Source organism: Fenollaria sporofastidiosus (assembly GCF_943169635.2).
Lineage (GTDB): Bacteria > Bacillota > Clostridia > Tissierellales > Peptoniphilaceae > Fenollaria > Fenollaria sporofastidiosus.
The window spans coordinates 797,272-812,641 of record NZ_OW968186.1; the positions used below are offsets into that span (position 1 = coordinate 797,272).

At 39.3% G+C, this 15,370-nt stretch carries 18 protein-coding genes; 17 read left to right on the top strand and 1 reads right to left on the bottom strand.

Annotated features, from left to right (window positions below; translation table 11 throughout):
• The first annotated feature begins 7 nt into the window (after positions 1 to 7).
• The 12 genes from KO172_RS03755 to KO172_RS03810 are packed head-to-tail and all read left to right on the top strand — an operon-like array spanning position 8 to position 11,233.
• Positions 8 to 388 carry a helix-turn-helix domain-containing protein gene (locus KO172_RS03755; protein WP_215492208.1) on the top strand — a complete coding sequence of 127 codons (381 nt, stop codon included), beginning with the start codon at positions 8 to 10 and terminating at the stop codon, positions 386 to 388.
• Positions 388 to 930 (top strand): ImmA/IrrE family metallo-endopeptidase, encoded by a 543-nt coding sequence (locus tag KO172_RS03760; RefSeq protein WP_215492209.1) that lies wholly within the window; start codon positions 388 to 390, stop codon positions 928 to 930. The genes KO172_RS03755 and KO172_RS03760 overlap by 1 nt, the downstream gene beginning before the upstream one ends.
• Positions 931 to 941: 11 nt before the next feature.
• Positions 942 to 2,036 (top strand): C39 family peptidase, encoded by a 1,095-nt coding sequence (locus KO172_RS03765; RefSeq protein WP_215492210.1) that lies wholly within the window; start codon positions 942 to 944, stop codon positions 2,034 to 2,036.
• A 54-nt stretch (positions 2,037 to 2,090) separates the two neighbouring features.
• Positions 2,091 to 3,230, top strand: a complete 1,140-nt coding sequence (dsdA, locus tag KO172_RS03770) for a D-serine ammonia-lyase (protein WP_215492211.1) — start codon at positions 2,091 to 2,093, stop codon at positions 3,228 to 3,230.
• Positions 3,231 to 3,289: 59 nt separating this feature from the next.
• The gene (locus KO172_RS03775) at positions 3,290 to 3,628 is read left to right on the top strand and encodes a hypothetical protein (RefSeq protein WP_215492212.1); all 339 of its coding nucleotides are present in this window, start codon (positions 3,290 to 3,292) and stop codon (positions 3,626 to 3,628) included.
• 1 nt (position 3,629) lies between these two features.
• A complete protein-coding gene (locus KO172_RS03780) occupies positions 3,630 to 4,814 on the top strand; it encodes a cation:proton antiporter (protein ID WP_215492213.1) in 1,185 nt (394 codons plus the stop codon).
• The gene (locus KO172_RS03785) at positions 4,814 to 5,260 is read left to right on the top strand and encodes a GNAT family N-acetyltransferase (protein WP_215492214.1); all 447 of its coding nucleotides are present in this window, start codon (positions 4,814 to 4,816) and stop codon (positions 5,258 to 5,260) included. Before KO172_RS03780 ends, KO172_RS03785 begins: the two co-directional genes overlap by 1 nt.
• A gap of 1 nt (position 5,261) precedes the next feature.
• Positions 5,262 to 6,317: a BMP family ABC transporter substrate-binding protein gene (locus tag KO172_RS03790; RefSeq protein ID WP_215492215.1), complete on the top strand. Its 1,056-nt coding sequence runs from the start codon at positions 5,262 to 5,264 to the stop codon at positions 6,315 to 6,317.
• Positions 6,310 to 7,380 carry an ATP-binding cassette domain-containing protein gene (locus KO172_RS03795; protein WP_215492216.1) on the top strand — a complete coding sequence of 357 codons (1,071 nt, stop codon included), beginning with the start codon at positions 6,310 to 6,312 and terminating at the stop codon, positions 7,378 to 7,380. The genes KO172_RS03790 and KO172_RS03795 overlap by 8 nt, the downstream gene beginning before the upstream one ends.
• A complete protein-coding gene (locus KO172_RS03800) occupies positions 7,361 to 8,326 on the top strand; it encodes an ABC transporter permease family protein (protein WP_215492217.1) in 966 nt (321 codons plus the stop codon). Before KO172_RS03795 ends, KO172_RS03800 begins: the two co-directional genes overlap by 20 nt.
• A complete protein-coding gene (locus tag KO172_RS03805; RefSeq protein WP_215492218.1) occupies positions 8,310 to 9,176 on the top strand; it encodes an ABC transporter permease subunit in 867 nt (288 codons plus the stop codon). Before KO172_RS03800 ends, KO172_RS03805 begins: the two co-directional genes overlap by 17 nt.
• Positions 9,173 to 11,233: a glucosaminidase domain-containing protein gene (locus KO172_RS03810; protein ID WP_215492219.1), complete on the top strand. Its 2,061-nt coding sequence runs from the start codon at positions 9,173 to 9,175 to the stop codon at positions 11,231 to 11,233. The genes KO172_RS03805 and KO172_RS03810 overlap by 4 nt, the downstream gene beginning before the upstream one ends.
• A gap of 99 nt (positions 11,234 to 11,332) precedes the next feature.
• On the opposite strand, the gene KO172_RS03815 is transcribed toward KO172_RS03810, so the two are convergent.
• A complete protein-coding gene (locus KO172_RS03815) occupies positions 11,333 to 12,175 on the bottom strand; it encodes a C40 family peptidase (protein WP_215492220.1) in 843 nt (280 codons plus the stop codon).
• Positions 12,176 to 12,282: 107 nt separating this feature from the next.
• Between KO172_RS03815 and pcp the strand changes: the two genes are divergently transcribed.
• From pcp to KO172_RS03840, 5 genes are all read left to right on the top strand, one after another.
• Positions 12,283 to 12,924, top strand: a complete 642-nt coding sequence (gene pcp, locus KO172_RS03820) for a pyroglutamyl-peptidase I (protein ID WP_215492221.1) — start codon at positions 12,283 to 12,285, stop codon at positions 12,922 to 12,924.
• A gap of 19 nt (positions 12,925 to 12,943) precedes the next feature.
• Complete coding sequence (locus KO172_RS03825) at positions 12,944 to 13,384, top strand: GNAT family N-acetyltransferase (protein WP_215492222.1); 441 nt, start codon at positions 12,944 to 12,946, stop codon at positions 13,382 to 13,384.
• Between the two features lie 103 nt (positions 13,385 to 13,487).
• Complete coding sequence (locus KO172_RS03830) at positions 13,488 to 14,042, top strand: TetR/AcrR family transcriptional regulator (RefSeq protein WP_215492223.1); 555 nt, start codon at positions 13,488 to 13,490, stop codon at positions 14,040 to 14,042.
• Between the two features lie 73 nt (positions 14,043 to 14,115).
• Positions 14,116 to 14,796, top strand: a complete 681-nt coding sequence (locus KO172_RS03835) for a hypothetical protein (RefSeq protein WP_215492224.1) — start codon at positions 14,116 to 14,118, stop codon at positions 14,794 to 14,796.
• Complete coding sequence (locus tag KO172_RS03840) at positions 14,777 to 15,193, top strand: DUF2871 domain-containing protein (RefSeq protein ID WP_215492225.1); 417 nt, start codon at positions 14,777 to 14,779, stop codon at positions 15,191 to 15,193. Before KO172_RS03835 ends, KO172_RS03840 begins: the two co-directional genes overlap by 20 nt.
• The last annotated feature ends 177 nt before the right edge of the window (positions 15,194 to 15,370 follow it).

Below are 15,370 nucleotides of genomic sequence, written 5' to 3' on the forward strand. Positions count from 1 at the left end.
TGAACTTATGAATTTTGCAATGAAGTTAAAAAGATTGAGAGAACGTGCAGGCTTAACTCAAACTGAGCTTGCGGAGCAACTAGGTTTATCATTAAAAACTATATCAAGATACGAAGTCAATGGTATGAGACCTCGTAGTAGACAAACATATAACGACATGGCTAATATATTTAGAGTAGACGCATCATACTTATTAGTTGATGATGACGACTACAAAGTTCCAGTTCAAGATCAAAACTATGACATGCTTGTCAATGGTATGATAGGCTTGTTTGCTGGTGGCACACTTAGTGATGAAGACAAGAAGGCTGTTGTTGAAGCGATAACTGAAGCTTATTACAAGTCGAAGTATCAAAATGCAGACAAAAAAGAAGGCAGCAAGAATTAGTGAGTGAGAAATATTTAGAAGACGCACTCAATTTGATAGAAGAACACGGGACAAACGATCCATATGAGATATTAGAGAACCTTGGAGTGGTAGTTATACCTATTAACATAGGTGCTGCCTTCCTTGGTATGTTTAGAATTTTAGACGGTGTAAGCTACGTAATATATAATACTCGCGTGGATGAAATCGTGATTAAAGAAGTCCTGGCACATGAGCTAGGACATTTTTTATATCATAAAGAGTATGCAAGTGAAGCTGAGCTAGCCGACTTTGGTTTAACGCAAGAGTCGTCCATCATAGAAGCGCAGGCCAATACCTTTGCGGCGCATCTACTTATAGATGAGGATGAGCTCTTGGACACCTTAGAGGAAGGCATGAGCTATATGGAGCTTGCTCAAAGACTTATGATTGATGAGAACCTACTACTTTATAAGCTTAAGTCGATGAAGAAGAGAGGACTTAAGATTAATTTAAGCGAAGTGGCTCGCAGTGAATTCTTTCAAAATCTTGCAGAACAAGCTAAAAATTACGATATAGACTAGTGGAGGAAACTATGAAGAAGAAAATTTTAACTTTAGCAGCATTACTGCTTATAAGCTTATGCTTATTTGCGTGCAATGGAAAAGAAGCCAATAAATTTGCTATAAAAGGACAATACACAACAGCAGGTACTGATGGTGTGTTGACTTCTTATGACATCGATGGCAAAGAATATGTCATCTTTGATCAATTCTTAGAAGAGCTTAACCCAACTATACATAGAGTTGGTAATGTTTATGAGATGGTAGATGGAGTGCCTTCGCCTAAGAAGAGCGAAGACGGCCACTACTACCTTGACGATGGTATGCTATACAGCACAGACAAGGCCATAGAAGCAGTGAGACTTGACAAGGATACTTATAGTAAACTAGAAGACGTTAAGTTCCCTATATACTACAAGGACGAAGCGACCAATTTAGACAGTGGAGTAAAGAAGCTTAACGATGTAATCTTCTACCCACTAGAGCACTTAGAAGAAGTGTTTAAGTTCAAAGCCGAAAACGGCGAATTCGTTTTCGAGACAAAGGACGATAACGAGCTTGAAGTTCTTAATCAAAGGGACTACGACTGGTATATAGATCAAAAAGAAACAGGCAAGTACTCTGAAAACAACTGCGGACCAAGCTGCGCTGTTATGACTTTGTACTTCCAAAAAGGTTATGACAAGGCAGTCACAGCTGAGATGGCAAGGAACACTCGCCTTAACGATGGTGGCTGGTGGTATACTAACGACGTTAGTGACTTCTTGAAAGACTCAGGTGTTACACACAAGATGAAGTTCTACAAGAACCCAGACAGCTTACTTAAGCCGCTTAGAGAAGGCAAGGTATGCATCATTTGCATCGATTCATCAACACTACGCTACAATCCAGACGCGAACTCACACTTCAACAAGTACTACACAGGTGGCGGCGGTCACTTCATAGTTGTTAATGGTTACAAGGTTGTAGATGGAAGACTTTATTATATAGTAAACGATCCTAATTCTTGGGGTATGAAGTACTCAGACGGCACTTACATGGGTAAGGATAGATACTACGACGCCATCGACATAGACAAGACAGTTAGAGAATGGTCAAGAGAGTATTACATTATAGATAATAAATAGTGAATAGGCGACTTAGTCGTCTATTTTTTTGACTAAAAAAGGAGGTATATAGAAGTGGACATACTAGATAAATTAAAAAATAGAGAAGAGACTTACCTTCCTATCAAAAGAACGAAAGCTGTAGAGGAGTTTGGCTTCTCACTATATGATGCGTATCAAAGCAAGAGACGCTTCGAACGCTTTGCACGCTTTTTCATGGAAGCCTTTGATGAGATAGATAGCAAAGACTACTACAAGAGCGCGCTTAAGAAGTCAGAGCTTGGATGCGAAGTTTACTTAAAGCTTGACTCACAGCTAAAGGTTGCGCATAGTGTTAAGGCGAGAGGCGGCTTTAACGAAGTCATGTCTAAGGTAGAAGAAGTGCTTACACAAAAGGGCATGATGGAGAACTTCGACACTCTTAGCCTTGATGATATAAGATGCATAATGAGTGAATACACGATAGAGGTCAGCTCTACCGGAAACTTAGGTTTATCCATAGGACTATGTGCCAAGGCTTTCGGCTTTAAAGCAAAGGTTCATATGAGCCGCGACGCTAAGGAGTGGAAGAAAAAACTACTTAGAGAGGCGGGAGCAGAAGTCGTAGAGTATGAAAGCGACTACACATACGCAGTGAAGATGGGCAGATTGAGTGCTAGTAAGAATCCAATGAGCTACTTTGTTGATGACGAGATGAGTGAGAAGCTCTTCTTAGGCTATGCGGCATCCATCTTCGAAGTGGCAGATGAGGTGAGTTTAAGCACTATGCATATAAGCCGCGAGGAGCCGCTACATGTCTTTCTACCTTGTGGTGTAGGAGGCGCACCTGGTGGCATTGCCTTTGCCTTGAGAAGCTTCTTCAAAGACATGGTGCGCATATATTTTGTAGAGCCAACAGAGTACCCTTGCATGCTATATAGTTATGTAAGTGGTGAAGCTAAGTCTGTTAACGAGATAGGACTTGGTGGCATAAGTGTTGCCGATGGTCTTGCATGCAGTGCACCATCTAAGCTAGTCTTTCCTATGCTTGACGCTCTTGTCGATGGCTTCTTCACCTTTAACGATGAGAGCATTCTCTTAGCAAAAAAGCGCATATACGATATGGACCATGAAGTAGTAGAGCCATCAAGTGCGGCAGCCTTGCTTGCATATGAGAAGCTTTCTAAACCTAAGAACTCAATTCTTTGGATGACGGGATCTAATGTTGATAAATAGCTTCTAAAGTATTGAATTCTACATTTATTAGTGATATAATTAAAATTTGGAGGGATATTATGAATTTATTAGTTGTTATTTTAAATGAAATGGATAAGCTTGATGAATTATTACTTGAGCTTTCTAAAAAATCTATCACAGGAGGAACTATACTTGAGAGTCAAGGTATGGCAGCAACACTTGCTGATTGGCACAAAGAGATAAGCGCCTTCGGTGGTTTAAGAAGAATTTTGAACGGACAAAGACCATTCAACAAGACTTTGTTAATGGTACTTGACGACGAAAAACTTGCCGTAGCAAAGGACGTTGTTAAAACTGTTATGGGCAATATTGAAAATGAAAATACAGGAATCATGTTTACACTAGATGTAAAGAGTGTGGAGGGCTTGACTAAATAGTATGAACTTCGAAATTTTATTACACTTAGGTACAATACTTTTAGTCGGCTTTATAGTTGCTAAATTGCTTGGTCTTTTAAAATTTCCAGAAGTAACTGGCTACTTGATAGCAGGCATACTTATAGGACCATCAGTCTTCGGTTTTATACCAGAAGAAGCAGTTAAGAGTTTCGACATCATCAGTGAAGTCGCACTTGCCTTCATCGCCTTTTCCATAGGTGCTGAACTAAAGTTTGACGACTTAAAGAAGGTTGGTAAGGCCATCTTCCTAATAACTATACTAGAAGCACTAGTTGCCTTCTTCTTAGTAACAGTAGTTATGCTTTTATTAAAGCAAAGTCTACCATTCTCACTAGCTATAGGTTCAATCGCGTGCGCAACAGCACCAGCAGCTACACTTATGGTTATCAAGCAATACAAAGCAGAAGGACCACTAGTTAGAACATTAATACCTGTTGTTGCATTAGACGACGGTGTATGTATCATCGCCTTCGGCGTTGCATCAACACTCGCACAAAATATGATACAAGGCGGCGCTTTCTCCATGATGAACATGGTAGGTAAGCCAATAATACAAATTTTCTCTGCACTTGCACTTGGTATTGTCGCAGGCATCATCATGGTTAAGGCTATGAACTTTATGAAGAATCAAGGACAAATACAAGTTGCCTTTATAGGTGTCATCTTCTTACTTGCAGCTATATCACTACGCTTCGACCTATCAAGCCTTCTTACTATGATGGCTTTTGGTACAACAATTTGTAACACATCATCAAACGAAGTTAAAGTTTTCACTGCAATCGAAGTTATCACACCAGCTATATTCTTATGCTTCTTCGTACTATCAGGTGCGGATCTAGACCTTTCGAGCTTAACAAAGGTAGGCGTACTTGGTGCAGCTTATGTTGTAGCAAGAGTTATAGGTAAGGCACTAGGAGCAGGTATCGGCGCAAAGATAGGCAGCTTGTCATCATCAGTTCAACAAAACCTAGGCTTCTGCTTAGTACCACAAGCCGGTGTTGCTATAGGTCTTTCACTTATAGCAAAGAGAATCATACCTGCACCACACGGAGCAGCAATCAGAGACATCATACTTTCAGCTACAGTTATTTATGAACTTATAGGACCACTATTAACAAAGATGGCACTATTCAGAGCTGGAGAAATTAAGAAGGAGAACATATAATGAACATAAAAATTAAGTATTTTGAGGAACTAAACACAACTGAGCTATATGAAATACTTAAGCTTAGACAGTCGGTCTTCGTAGTTGAACAAAACTGTCCTTATAACGATGTGGACGAGTTTGATCCACTTTCGGTTCATTTAATGATGATAGAGGGTGATGAGCTTATAGGCTACGCAAGGATTACTGAGAAGGATACTCGTTACCCAGAAGTCTCCATAGGTCGCTTTCTTGTGAAGAAAGACTTTAGACATAGTGGTTTTGGCGATAAGTTATTCACAAGGGCGATTGATTACATCACAGACGACATGAAGGAAGACACAATTAAGATACAAGCACAAACATATATGAAAGACTACTACGCAAAGAAGGGTTTTAAAGAGATATCAAAGGCTTATCTCGAAGACAACATTGAGCATGTAGACATGCTTTATAAAAAAGATTAAGATGCAAAAGAGATTATTCGCCGTGCTTATGGCCTTGTGCCTAGCTCTTATTGCTTGCGGCACAAAAACAAGCAAAGAAGAAAGAAAGGATCTTAGCATACTTCTACTTATCAATGGCACACTTGGTGACAAGAGCTTTTTTGACAGCGCTGAGGCTGGTATGAAGCTTATCAAAGAAAAGTATCCTGATATTACGACTAAGACCATACAGATGGGTACTGATGAGACGAAGTATGATGCGATACTTGAAGAGAACACAGAGTCCAAGGCATATGACATCATAGTAGTTGGCACTTGGCAGCTAAAGGATAAGATACAAAAGATTTCCGACAAGTATCCAGAGCAAAACTTCATACTCTTCGACGATAACGCAAATGACGGCGAGAAAAAGTATGAGAACATCTACTCGATACTCTACAAGCAAAACGAGGGAGGCTTTTTAGCAGGAGCTCTTGCAAGCCTTGTTGAAAGCAGCGAGGGATATAGTTTTGCCAAGAAGACTAAGAAGCTTGGACTTATTGGCGGCATGGATAATAAGATTATAAAGGACTTCTTACTTGGCTACGAAGATGGAGCAAAGTATATCGATAGCGAGGCTACGATACTTAGTAGCTACGTTGGTAACTTCACTGACGCCATCAAGGCGAAGGACCTTGCAAACATCTTGTACAAAAAGAAGGATGTTGATATCATCTTTAACGTTGCATCCATCGCGGGCCTTGGCATCATAGACTCGGCAGTAGAGAACGAGCGCTACGTCATAGGCGTGGATTCAGATCAAGCGGCTCTACTAGGTGACGAAAAGGCGAAGTACATCCTAACATCTATACTTAAGAGGGTCGATGTATCCTTACTAAGAGCGATTGATAAGTACAAAAAGGGAGAGAATATTTTTGGCACTACAGAGTTTTTGGGAGTAAAGGAAGGCGGCATAGCAATTGCTGATGGCGCATACTACGAGGCGAATATAAGTAAAGACACAAGAGATAAGATGGAAGAAATTATTGCTGAAATAAAGGCTGATAAGATTAGTATAAGGTCAGAGTTCAATGATTAAGATACGGAATTTACACTTTGCTTATGGTGAGAACGTCATCTTTGACAAGTTTACACTTGATATAGACGCTAGGCTTAGCTTTCTTATGGGCAAGAATGGTGCGGGAAAGACGACGCTTCTAAAGCTCATACATGCAGACTTAAAGGGCTACACTGGAGAGATAGTCTCGGACGAAGCCTTCATGGTGAGTCAAAGCTTTATGCTCTTTGACGATTTAAGTGCTATAGAAAACATCGCCATCGCCATAGATATGAAGAAGGAAAAAGTCCTAAGCCTAGTTGAGACATCGCCATTCTATATATCAGGTCTTGATAGAAAAGTTAAAGAGATGTCGACTATAGAAAAACAGACGCTTGAGCTTATCGCGATGAGCTTATCAGATAAGAAACTAATCCTACTTGATGAGGTGAGTGGGGCACTAGACTCGAGTGTAACTCAAAAGCTAATTGACTACATCAAGTCTTCTACAAAGAGCTTTCTTATGGTCTCGCACGACTCTGAGTTTATATCAGCCTTCGATGCTGAAGTGATTTATTTGAATGAGCAAAAAAACATTTCTTCACAAGCATCACATATAGTCACAGAGGGCAAAGATAAAAAGATTATTGGTATATATATAAAGGACGAGGCTGCTCTAGAAGAGCTTATGAATAAGTACAAAAGTTTTGCTTACGTAGCAAAGGATGTGCGCGAGGCTGTGCTTATGGACGAGAGGGCATATAGGAACATCTTCATATACGAGATGCTAGCTAATACAAGGCACGACTACGAAAGAGAAGCAGAGGACTTTATTAAGAGATATAAATTAAAGTTTAAGCCAAATGACATCACAAGTACACTCTCAGGTGGCAACTTGCAAAAGCTTGTCTTCTTTAGAGAGATGCTACGCGATGAAGAGGCATACATTTTATATAATTACAAGAAGGGCATGGACTTCGAAGCGAAGGCGCTTGCTCAAGAGGCGATACTAAAGAGGCGAGATGAGGGTAGGACGATATACATCATCTCGGACGATTATGAAGAATTAAAGGAGGATATAGTAGATGAAATCAAAGTCATTTAAGAGATATTTCATTTTGCTATATCCTATTTTTATGCTTATTGTCTTATTAATACTTGCGCTTCTTTCACATAAGAGCTTTGCAGATATTGGGGCTGCGGCATTAAAACCATTCACCTCGCATCTATATAGACTGAGCTTTGTTAAAGAGTTTATGGTCATTAGCTTTTTATCCCTTGCTATGAACCTTTCCTTGTCGATGGGCGAGATGAATTTTTCGCTTGAAGGCATTTTTCATATGGGTATATTTTTATGTGCACTTGTAGCTATATACTGCGCAAATTTTTTCTTTATTATAATTTTCATTCCAATCATTTTATTCTTACTATGGCAAGTACCTAAGGGCATATCCAGTGGAGATGGCAAGAAACTCATCATATCGTCACTGATCTTTAACTATGTGATTTTAGGCATTATCAATTACTTGGTATATACATTCTTCTCTGATGAGAGCATCTCCTCAGCTGTAACAAAAAAATTTGACTTCGCTCTTGACATAAGAGCAGCTCTTCTACTTAGTGCTGTCTCTCTTATAGTCTTCGTAGTCCTTGCACGTAAGTTCTCTTTAGTAAAGAAGCTTAAGCTAATTAAGGATGCACCGAGCGTTTTAATCTCGACTGGAACTGATATAAATAAAGAAAAGAGGGCGATTGACCTTTGCCTTGCTATGCTTACATCTGTGGCAGCATTTTTATATTTATTTTTAAACTACGAGCGCTTCAGCTTGCAAGGCTTTACAGGCTATGGATTTGACGCGATAACTGTGTCTTTACTCGCTCGCGGCGACTTTAAAAAACTTGCCTATCCAGCAATTTTAATTACATACATAAGACTTTTAAGCCTTGTCATGCAGACCGAATTTTCATTCGTCTCGTCTGTGATGTATTTAATGCAAGGCGTTCTCATTTTTATATCAATATTGGAGGCGCGCAATGACAGAAATTATTAGAGCTTTTATACGCATATTTTTATTGTGCCTAGCCATCAATGCGATGAGAAATATTGGCCTATGCCTATTGCACGCGGACGGCCTTGTCAATATCTCAGCAATCACAGCCATCATCGTCTTTAATGAAACGTCGTCCTTTGCACTAAGCTTAAGCACGGCTGTACTTGTGTGCATGAGTGTAAACATCTTATTCGTCTACCTAACGAAGAGAAGGGGCACTTCGGACATTGTTTATGGTATAGCGATGAACCTTATGCTGCGCGGTCTATCAGGACTTATGCTCTATCTATACGCAGGCGACCTTGCTATGTCGACTTCACTGAGCATAAACTTCGACTCTAATATATTTGGAGTCAACATCTTCATAATCTTGGGAGCAGTAATGAGTCTAGCCTACTATGTATTCTTATATAAGACAAAGGCAGGCCTTGAGCTAAGAGCCGTGGGACTTGATGAAGAAAAGGCTAAGTTTAGAAAATTAAATATATTTAGCTTGCGTCTTTATGCTATTATCTTTGCATCCGTTTTTGCGGCGCTCGTTGGAAGCTTCTTATCGCTTTCGTACTTTTCATACTTCACAGAAAACATCTCGCAAAATGTGGGCTACGTATGCTTGGCACTTGAAGGCTTCTCAGCCATACATCCAGCTCTAACGCCAATCGCAAGCCTTGTATACGCTGTCTTTACTTATCTTGCAGGCTCCTTCCAAAGCGTGGCGGCCATTAACTACAAGCTACTTGATACTCTGCCTTACATCGTTATGCTTGTGCTCTTATACTTCTCTAAGGGCAAGGGCAAATTGCACGGCAAGAATTTTTATGATATAATAAAAAAAGAGGTGAAAGAATGAAAAAATTACTTAGAAATTTATTTATAGTATCGATACTGCTACTAACACTGATACATACAGGAGAAGTTAAGGCAGCATCACTTAATTTAATCATAGACGGAAACAATGTTACAAAGAGCGCAAGTCCTATCCTCAAAGATGCGAGGACACTAGTGCCACTTCGTTTTATCGCGGAAACTTTTGGAAGAAACGTTGAGTGGAGTGACGCAGAAAGGAGCGTTACAGTTAGTGACGGCGCGAATAACTTCAAGCTATACATTGATTCGTTCCTTATAGACATAAGTGACGGCTCACTTAAGTTTACAGATGTTGCGCCTTGTATAGTCAAGGGCAGAACTTACTTGCCACTAAGAGCAGTAGCAGAGCTTATGAACATAGCTGTTGGCTATGACGACCAAAGTAGAACTGTTAATATCGACTCTAGTGCATTTAATCAAAGCACACAAAGCACTATGCTAATGGGACTAGAGCCAAATCAAAACATCACTACTAAGATGAACTTTACTTTTGCAAGTGATAAGACATTTGCAAAGGCAAAGCTGCTTCTACTTGATGAAAATAACGAAGGATATATACAAGACGTTAAAACAAACATGAGTGAAACTCTAGAGTATCTTCCAAGTATGAAGGATGCTGGATGGAAGAAATTAGTCCTTGCACTATATGATGCGAGCGGCAAGCTTGTAGACGCGACAGGTGCGAGAGTAAACATAAATGTTCTTCCAAGAGTAACATATACAGGAGTTGACAATGGCGGCTTAGTGCAAGATGAGTTAAAGATTACTCCAGATATAAATTTTGTCGCATCAAAGATGAAGGCGATAATAACAAACCTAACAACAGGAGCAACAGAGACTAAGGACAATCTTGATCCAGAAGGAGAGTTCGCGTTTAGACCAAGCTATCTAGACTCAGGCAGCTACTCAATCATGCTATCGGCCTTTGATGAACTTGGAAACGAACACTTCGGCGAGACTAAGACCTTCACTATGAACATAAGTCCTTACATCAATATAACAGGTGTGCCAAAAGACGGTGTCATCTCTGGACAAGTGACTCTTAATGTGCAAAGAAACTTCGACGTTATGAGAACTGACTACATGCTTAGAGATCCACTTACAGGAACTGAGAGCGTTATCGAGTCGAAGTCCTACGGCGCATGCAAGTTCTTCCCGAATGTAAAGGATGCAGGTCAAAAGGAAGTCTTCGTTAGATGTATAGACGCTAGCGGCAAGACTATGGAGAGCGAGCACAAGCTTGTCTTGATAAAGGGTGACTCCAAACTATTGATTCAAGGCGTTGCACCAGGCGGTATAATTCATAAGTATATAGACCTAAATGCAGTGTCTAATGTTGGTGTCAACAGCGTAAACTATTATCTAAGAAACCTTAGAACAGGTAAAACTAAGACTATAGCAGAGAACGTTGCATATGGCGAGAACTATAGATATAACGTAAATAGCGATGATGAGGGCGAGAACGAAATTTACGCAACAGGTAATCAAATTGATGCCTTCATAAAGGGTGAGAGCATAAAGTTTAGAATTTATACAGGAAAGATTTTTACAAAGCAGCCACTTATGGCTAAGGATAAGTTCCTTGACTACACAAAGAAGGTTGCTAGACGCGAATTTTTAAGAACAGACCTAAGCGGCGCCATCACAACAGCGCAAGCTATACTTGAGTCGGGTTGGGGTCAATCAGTGCCAGTTGATAAGTATACAGGTAAGTTCTCAAATAATTTATTTGGTGTTAAAGGCAGTGCATCAAACGGCACAGTTACCATCACAACATCTGAAGTTTATAACAACGTCAAAGTAAGTATAGATGCAAACTTTAGAGCGTACAAGTCAGCCGATGAATCCTTCGTTGACCACACAGCACTTTTACTTGAAAGAAAGTGGTATGCGCCATTTAGAAAGGTAATGTTTAACGACCAAAGAGGCGTTTACGCTATCAAAAGAAGTGGCTATGCAACAGATCCAAAGTATCCAGGCAAGCTTAAAGCCATCATCGATAAATATAATTTGAAAGAGCTAGACAAAGTTAATATATAAAACAAAGAGCAAGGCTAGCCTTGCTCTTTTACTTGCAGCATAAGTGAGTCTACATTAGCTATCAGTAAAAAATCCTCTGGATCACTCCAGAGGATTATTTTATTCAGTAATTCTATATGCCTTGTAGCCCTTTGTTCTAAGCTTAGTTATTCTTACACCAGTTGTCTCTATGGACTCAGCAACCTTGCCATCACCAATGTAGAGCATCATGTGCTGACCAGCCTTGTTTAGTATGTCGCCCTTTTGCAATTGATTCATAGGTATCTCTACGAAGCTCTCTGGATACCAATCAAGCGTCCATGAGTATAAACCATCAGCAGGCACATCAAAGCCTGCTACCTGTATAGCTGACGAGACAAGACCTGAGCAGTCAACATTTGCGTAAGGCGCTCCTAAAACAGAGTATATATAGTCGATCATAGTTTCGACCTTCTCAGCCCTAGGTGGACTTTGGTATACGAACTCTTGCGTGCTGTCTATGAGTATAGTCTTAGATGGAGCGTCGTAGCCAACTTTGAAGTTAGCCGCTTGAGCAATGTCCCTTAAGCTCATGTAGTTGTAGTCATTAATGTTGTAGGACTTAACTATCAAAGAAGTGTAACTAGGTCTCATGCCTAGATACTTAAACTTTGGATTCAAGTTTAACTTCTTCACACTAAGAGGAGCAAGCTCGCTACCGTTTTCAGTATAAGAGCTATCCCTTACTACAACAGGAGTGCTTTCATCAACCATGACCTCAAAACCCTTTTGCGTACCCATCATAAGCTTTGCGACATCTCTTAGCTTGAAGTAGTTGTAGCCCTTGATGTTGTAGCAGCTCACATTTTGCACCTTGCCGTCAACACTAATATTTACATTATTAAGCTTAGCAGTGTTACGTGCACTAGCCTTGCTGCTTATTAAGATTAGTCCTATAAGCAAAATAAAAATTTTCTTTCTCATACTAACCTCCTATAAAATTTCTTCTTAACTATAGTATATATGATAATTCATTTTATTGCAATTGAATAATATTTTGGGGTATATATAAATGTAATGAGGTGACATAGATGAAGATATTAGTAACAGGCTTTGATCCCTTTGGCGGAGAAAATATAAATCCATCCATAGAAGCAGTTAAAAAGTTGCCAGAAAATATAGCTGGAGCAGAAATTATTAAACTTGAAGTGCCAACCGTAATTGGTAAATCAATTGAAAAGATAAAAGAAAAGCTTGAAGAAGTGCATCCAGATGTCGTCTTATCAATTGGTCAAGCAGGAGGCAGGACAGATATAGGTGTTGAAAGAATTGGTATTAACTGCGATGACTGCAAGATAAAGGACAACGAAGGTAATCAGCCTATAGATGAAAAAATTATTACAGATGGACCAGCGGCATATTTCTCAACACTACCAATCAAGGCCATAGTAAAAAATATAAAGGCTGGAGGAGTGCCAGCGAGCGTGTCAAACACAGCAGGTACCTTCATTTGTAATCACGTTCTTTATGGTGTACTTCACTTACAAGCAAGTAAGTATAAAGAGATGCGAGCAGGTTTTATACACATACCGTTTTTGCCAGAACAAGTAGTAGAGAAGAAAAATATGCCATCGATGACAATCGAAACTATAGTTAAGGGACTTACTTTGGCAATCGAAGCAATTGTAAATAACGATACTGACATAAAAATTACAGGCGGAACAACGCACTAAATAAAATTAGGAGGTATTTATGATATTTAGAGAAATTGAAGAAAAAGATATACAGAGCTTAGCTGCTTTAATGAAATCAGTTTACAACGAAGCTCCTTGGAACAATGAGTGGACTATGGAGACTGCGAGGGAAGCAGTGGAATGCCTCACAGCCTTTCCAAAGTTCTTTGGCCTACTTGCCATAGAGGGTGATGATATAGTAGGCGCCATTATGGGTAATGTTCGTCCATATTCAAAGCAAAGGACATACTACATCGACGAGTTCTTCGTATCAAGTGCGCATAGAAGACAGGGCATAGCAAAGAAGCTATATGAGAGCGCAAGAGAGAAGCTAAAGAATATGGGGGTAGCAGGTGCTTTCTTCACCACACTTAAGGGTAGCGACGCATATAAGTTTTATATAAAGGAAGGCGCCTTCGATCTAGATGACTCGGCAGTCTTCTACCACCCATTTAATTAAAGATAAAGACTAGTTGATTCTAGTCTTTTTTTGCGTAAAACTATTGACAAAAAAATTAATCAATGCTATAATCATATTGAACAAGGTTCAGTTAGGAGATTATATGACAAAAACTGTTACATCTAAGGATGCTATACTTCTTAAAATCAGAGAGATGGTTGCGAAGAAAGGACTCAATGCACTTAGCATAAGAGGACTTGCTAAGGAGCTTGGCTGCTCAGTAGGAACGATCTACTACTACTATCCATCGAAGGATGAGCTCATCATCGAAGCGATAGAGAGCGTATGGGAGGACATCTTCCACACGTCAGATTGGACTAAAGATGAAGCCTTCTCAGAATACATCAAAGACATCTTTGAGTATATCTTAGATGGCGTTAAGAAGTATCCAAACTTTTTTACACTACACTCCATTATGCTTCAAAGCAATACTAAGCCTAAAGCAAAGTCATCAATGTATATCTACATGACTAGACTTATGCAGAGGATGAAAGAAGTTTTAAACGCAGATGAAAAAGTTAGAGATGACGCTTTCACAGATGAGTTTACAAAGGACGACTTTATAAGCTTTATTATGTCAAACATCATGAGTCTCATACTTGACAAGTCGTACAAGAAGGATTTCTTCATATCCGTGATAGAAAAACTACTATATTAATAACCCGTCACACGCTTGACGGGTATATATAGAAGCTAATCTGAACAATGTTCAAACACAAGGAGATGATTTTATGCGTGCAATTTTTGAAAGTCTCTTCGACGCTATATACCTAGTAACAGTTCTTACTATAGGCATAAAAATGATGAAAGAGGCTAGGGGAAGAAAAGAGTACTACTTATTTGGGCTGATGGCAGTCGTTCTAGGTTTTGGAGACGCCTTCCACTTAGTACCAAGAATGCTAGCACTACTTACGACAGGTCTTGATGACTACACAGTCCCACTAGGCATAGGTAAGCTTATCACATCCATCACCATGACCGTATTTTATATAATTTTATACTATGTATGGAGGATACGCTACAAGATCGAAGGCAAAGAAGGACTCACATACACAGTTTATGCGCTAGCTATACTTAGAATACTTACATGCCTATGTCCAAGGAATGAATTTTTATCAAAATTACCACCACTATCTTGGGGCATACTAAGGAACATTCCATTCTTAATAATTGGACTTATAATTATTGCAATCTTTTACATCTCACAAAAAAAGCATCATGACAAAAACTTTAAGTACATGTGGCTAACGATAGTTCTAAGCTTTGCGTTCTACGCGCCAGTCGTTTTGTTCTCGCAAGAGCACCCAAACCTTGGCTTACTTATGATACCAAAGACATGCGCTTACGTATGGACAGTTTTGATTGGATACAAAGACATGAAAGGAGACAAGTATGAAGAAAAGACTACTTAATACCGCCTTCATCTATGGCATACTTGGCTTAGTAGCCGGCGCCTTCTATAGAGAGTACACAAAGTTTATAGGCTTTAGTGGATACACAAGCCTTGCCTTTGTACACACGCACCTTTTAGTCTTAGGCATGCTTGTCTTTTTATCGCTTGCATCCTTTTCCTTGATTGGCGATTTTACAAAGAATAAATACTTTAAACGCTTCTACTACACATATAACACAGCTCTTATATTAACAGCTTCAATGATATTTGCAAGAGGCATCTACGAAGTACTTAAATTTGAAAGTAAGGCGCTTGATGCATCCATCTCAGGCTTAGCAGGCATAGGACACATAGTCTTGGTAGTGGGACTTGTGTTTTTATTCACCTCACTAAAAGAAGCAATCAAAGAAAAATAACAAAGCAAAGTATAAATAAAATATATGCGCAAGACTTAATGCTTAAAAACTTAATTACACTTATACATGAATTATGTATATACATTTTGAATATACTTTATTCAACCCTCATTTCTCTATTAGCCTCATCTATATGATGAGGCTTTCCCTTTATTAAATATTTAATAAATTTATATT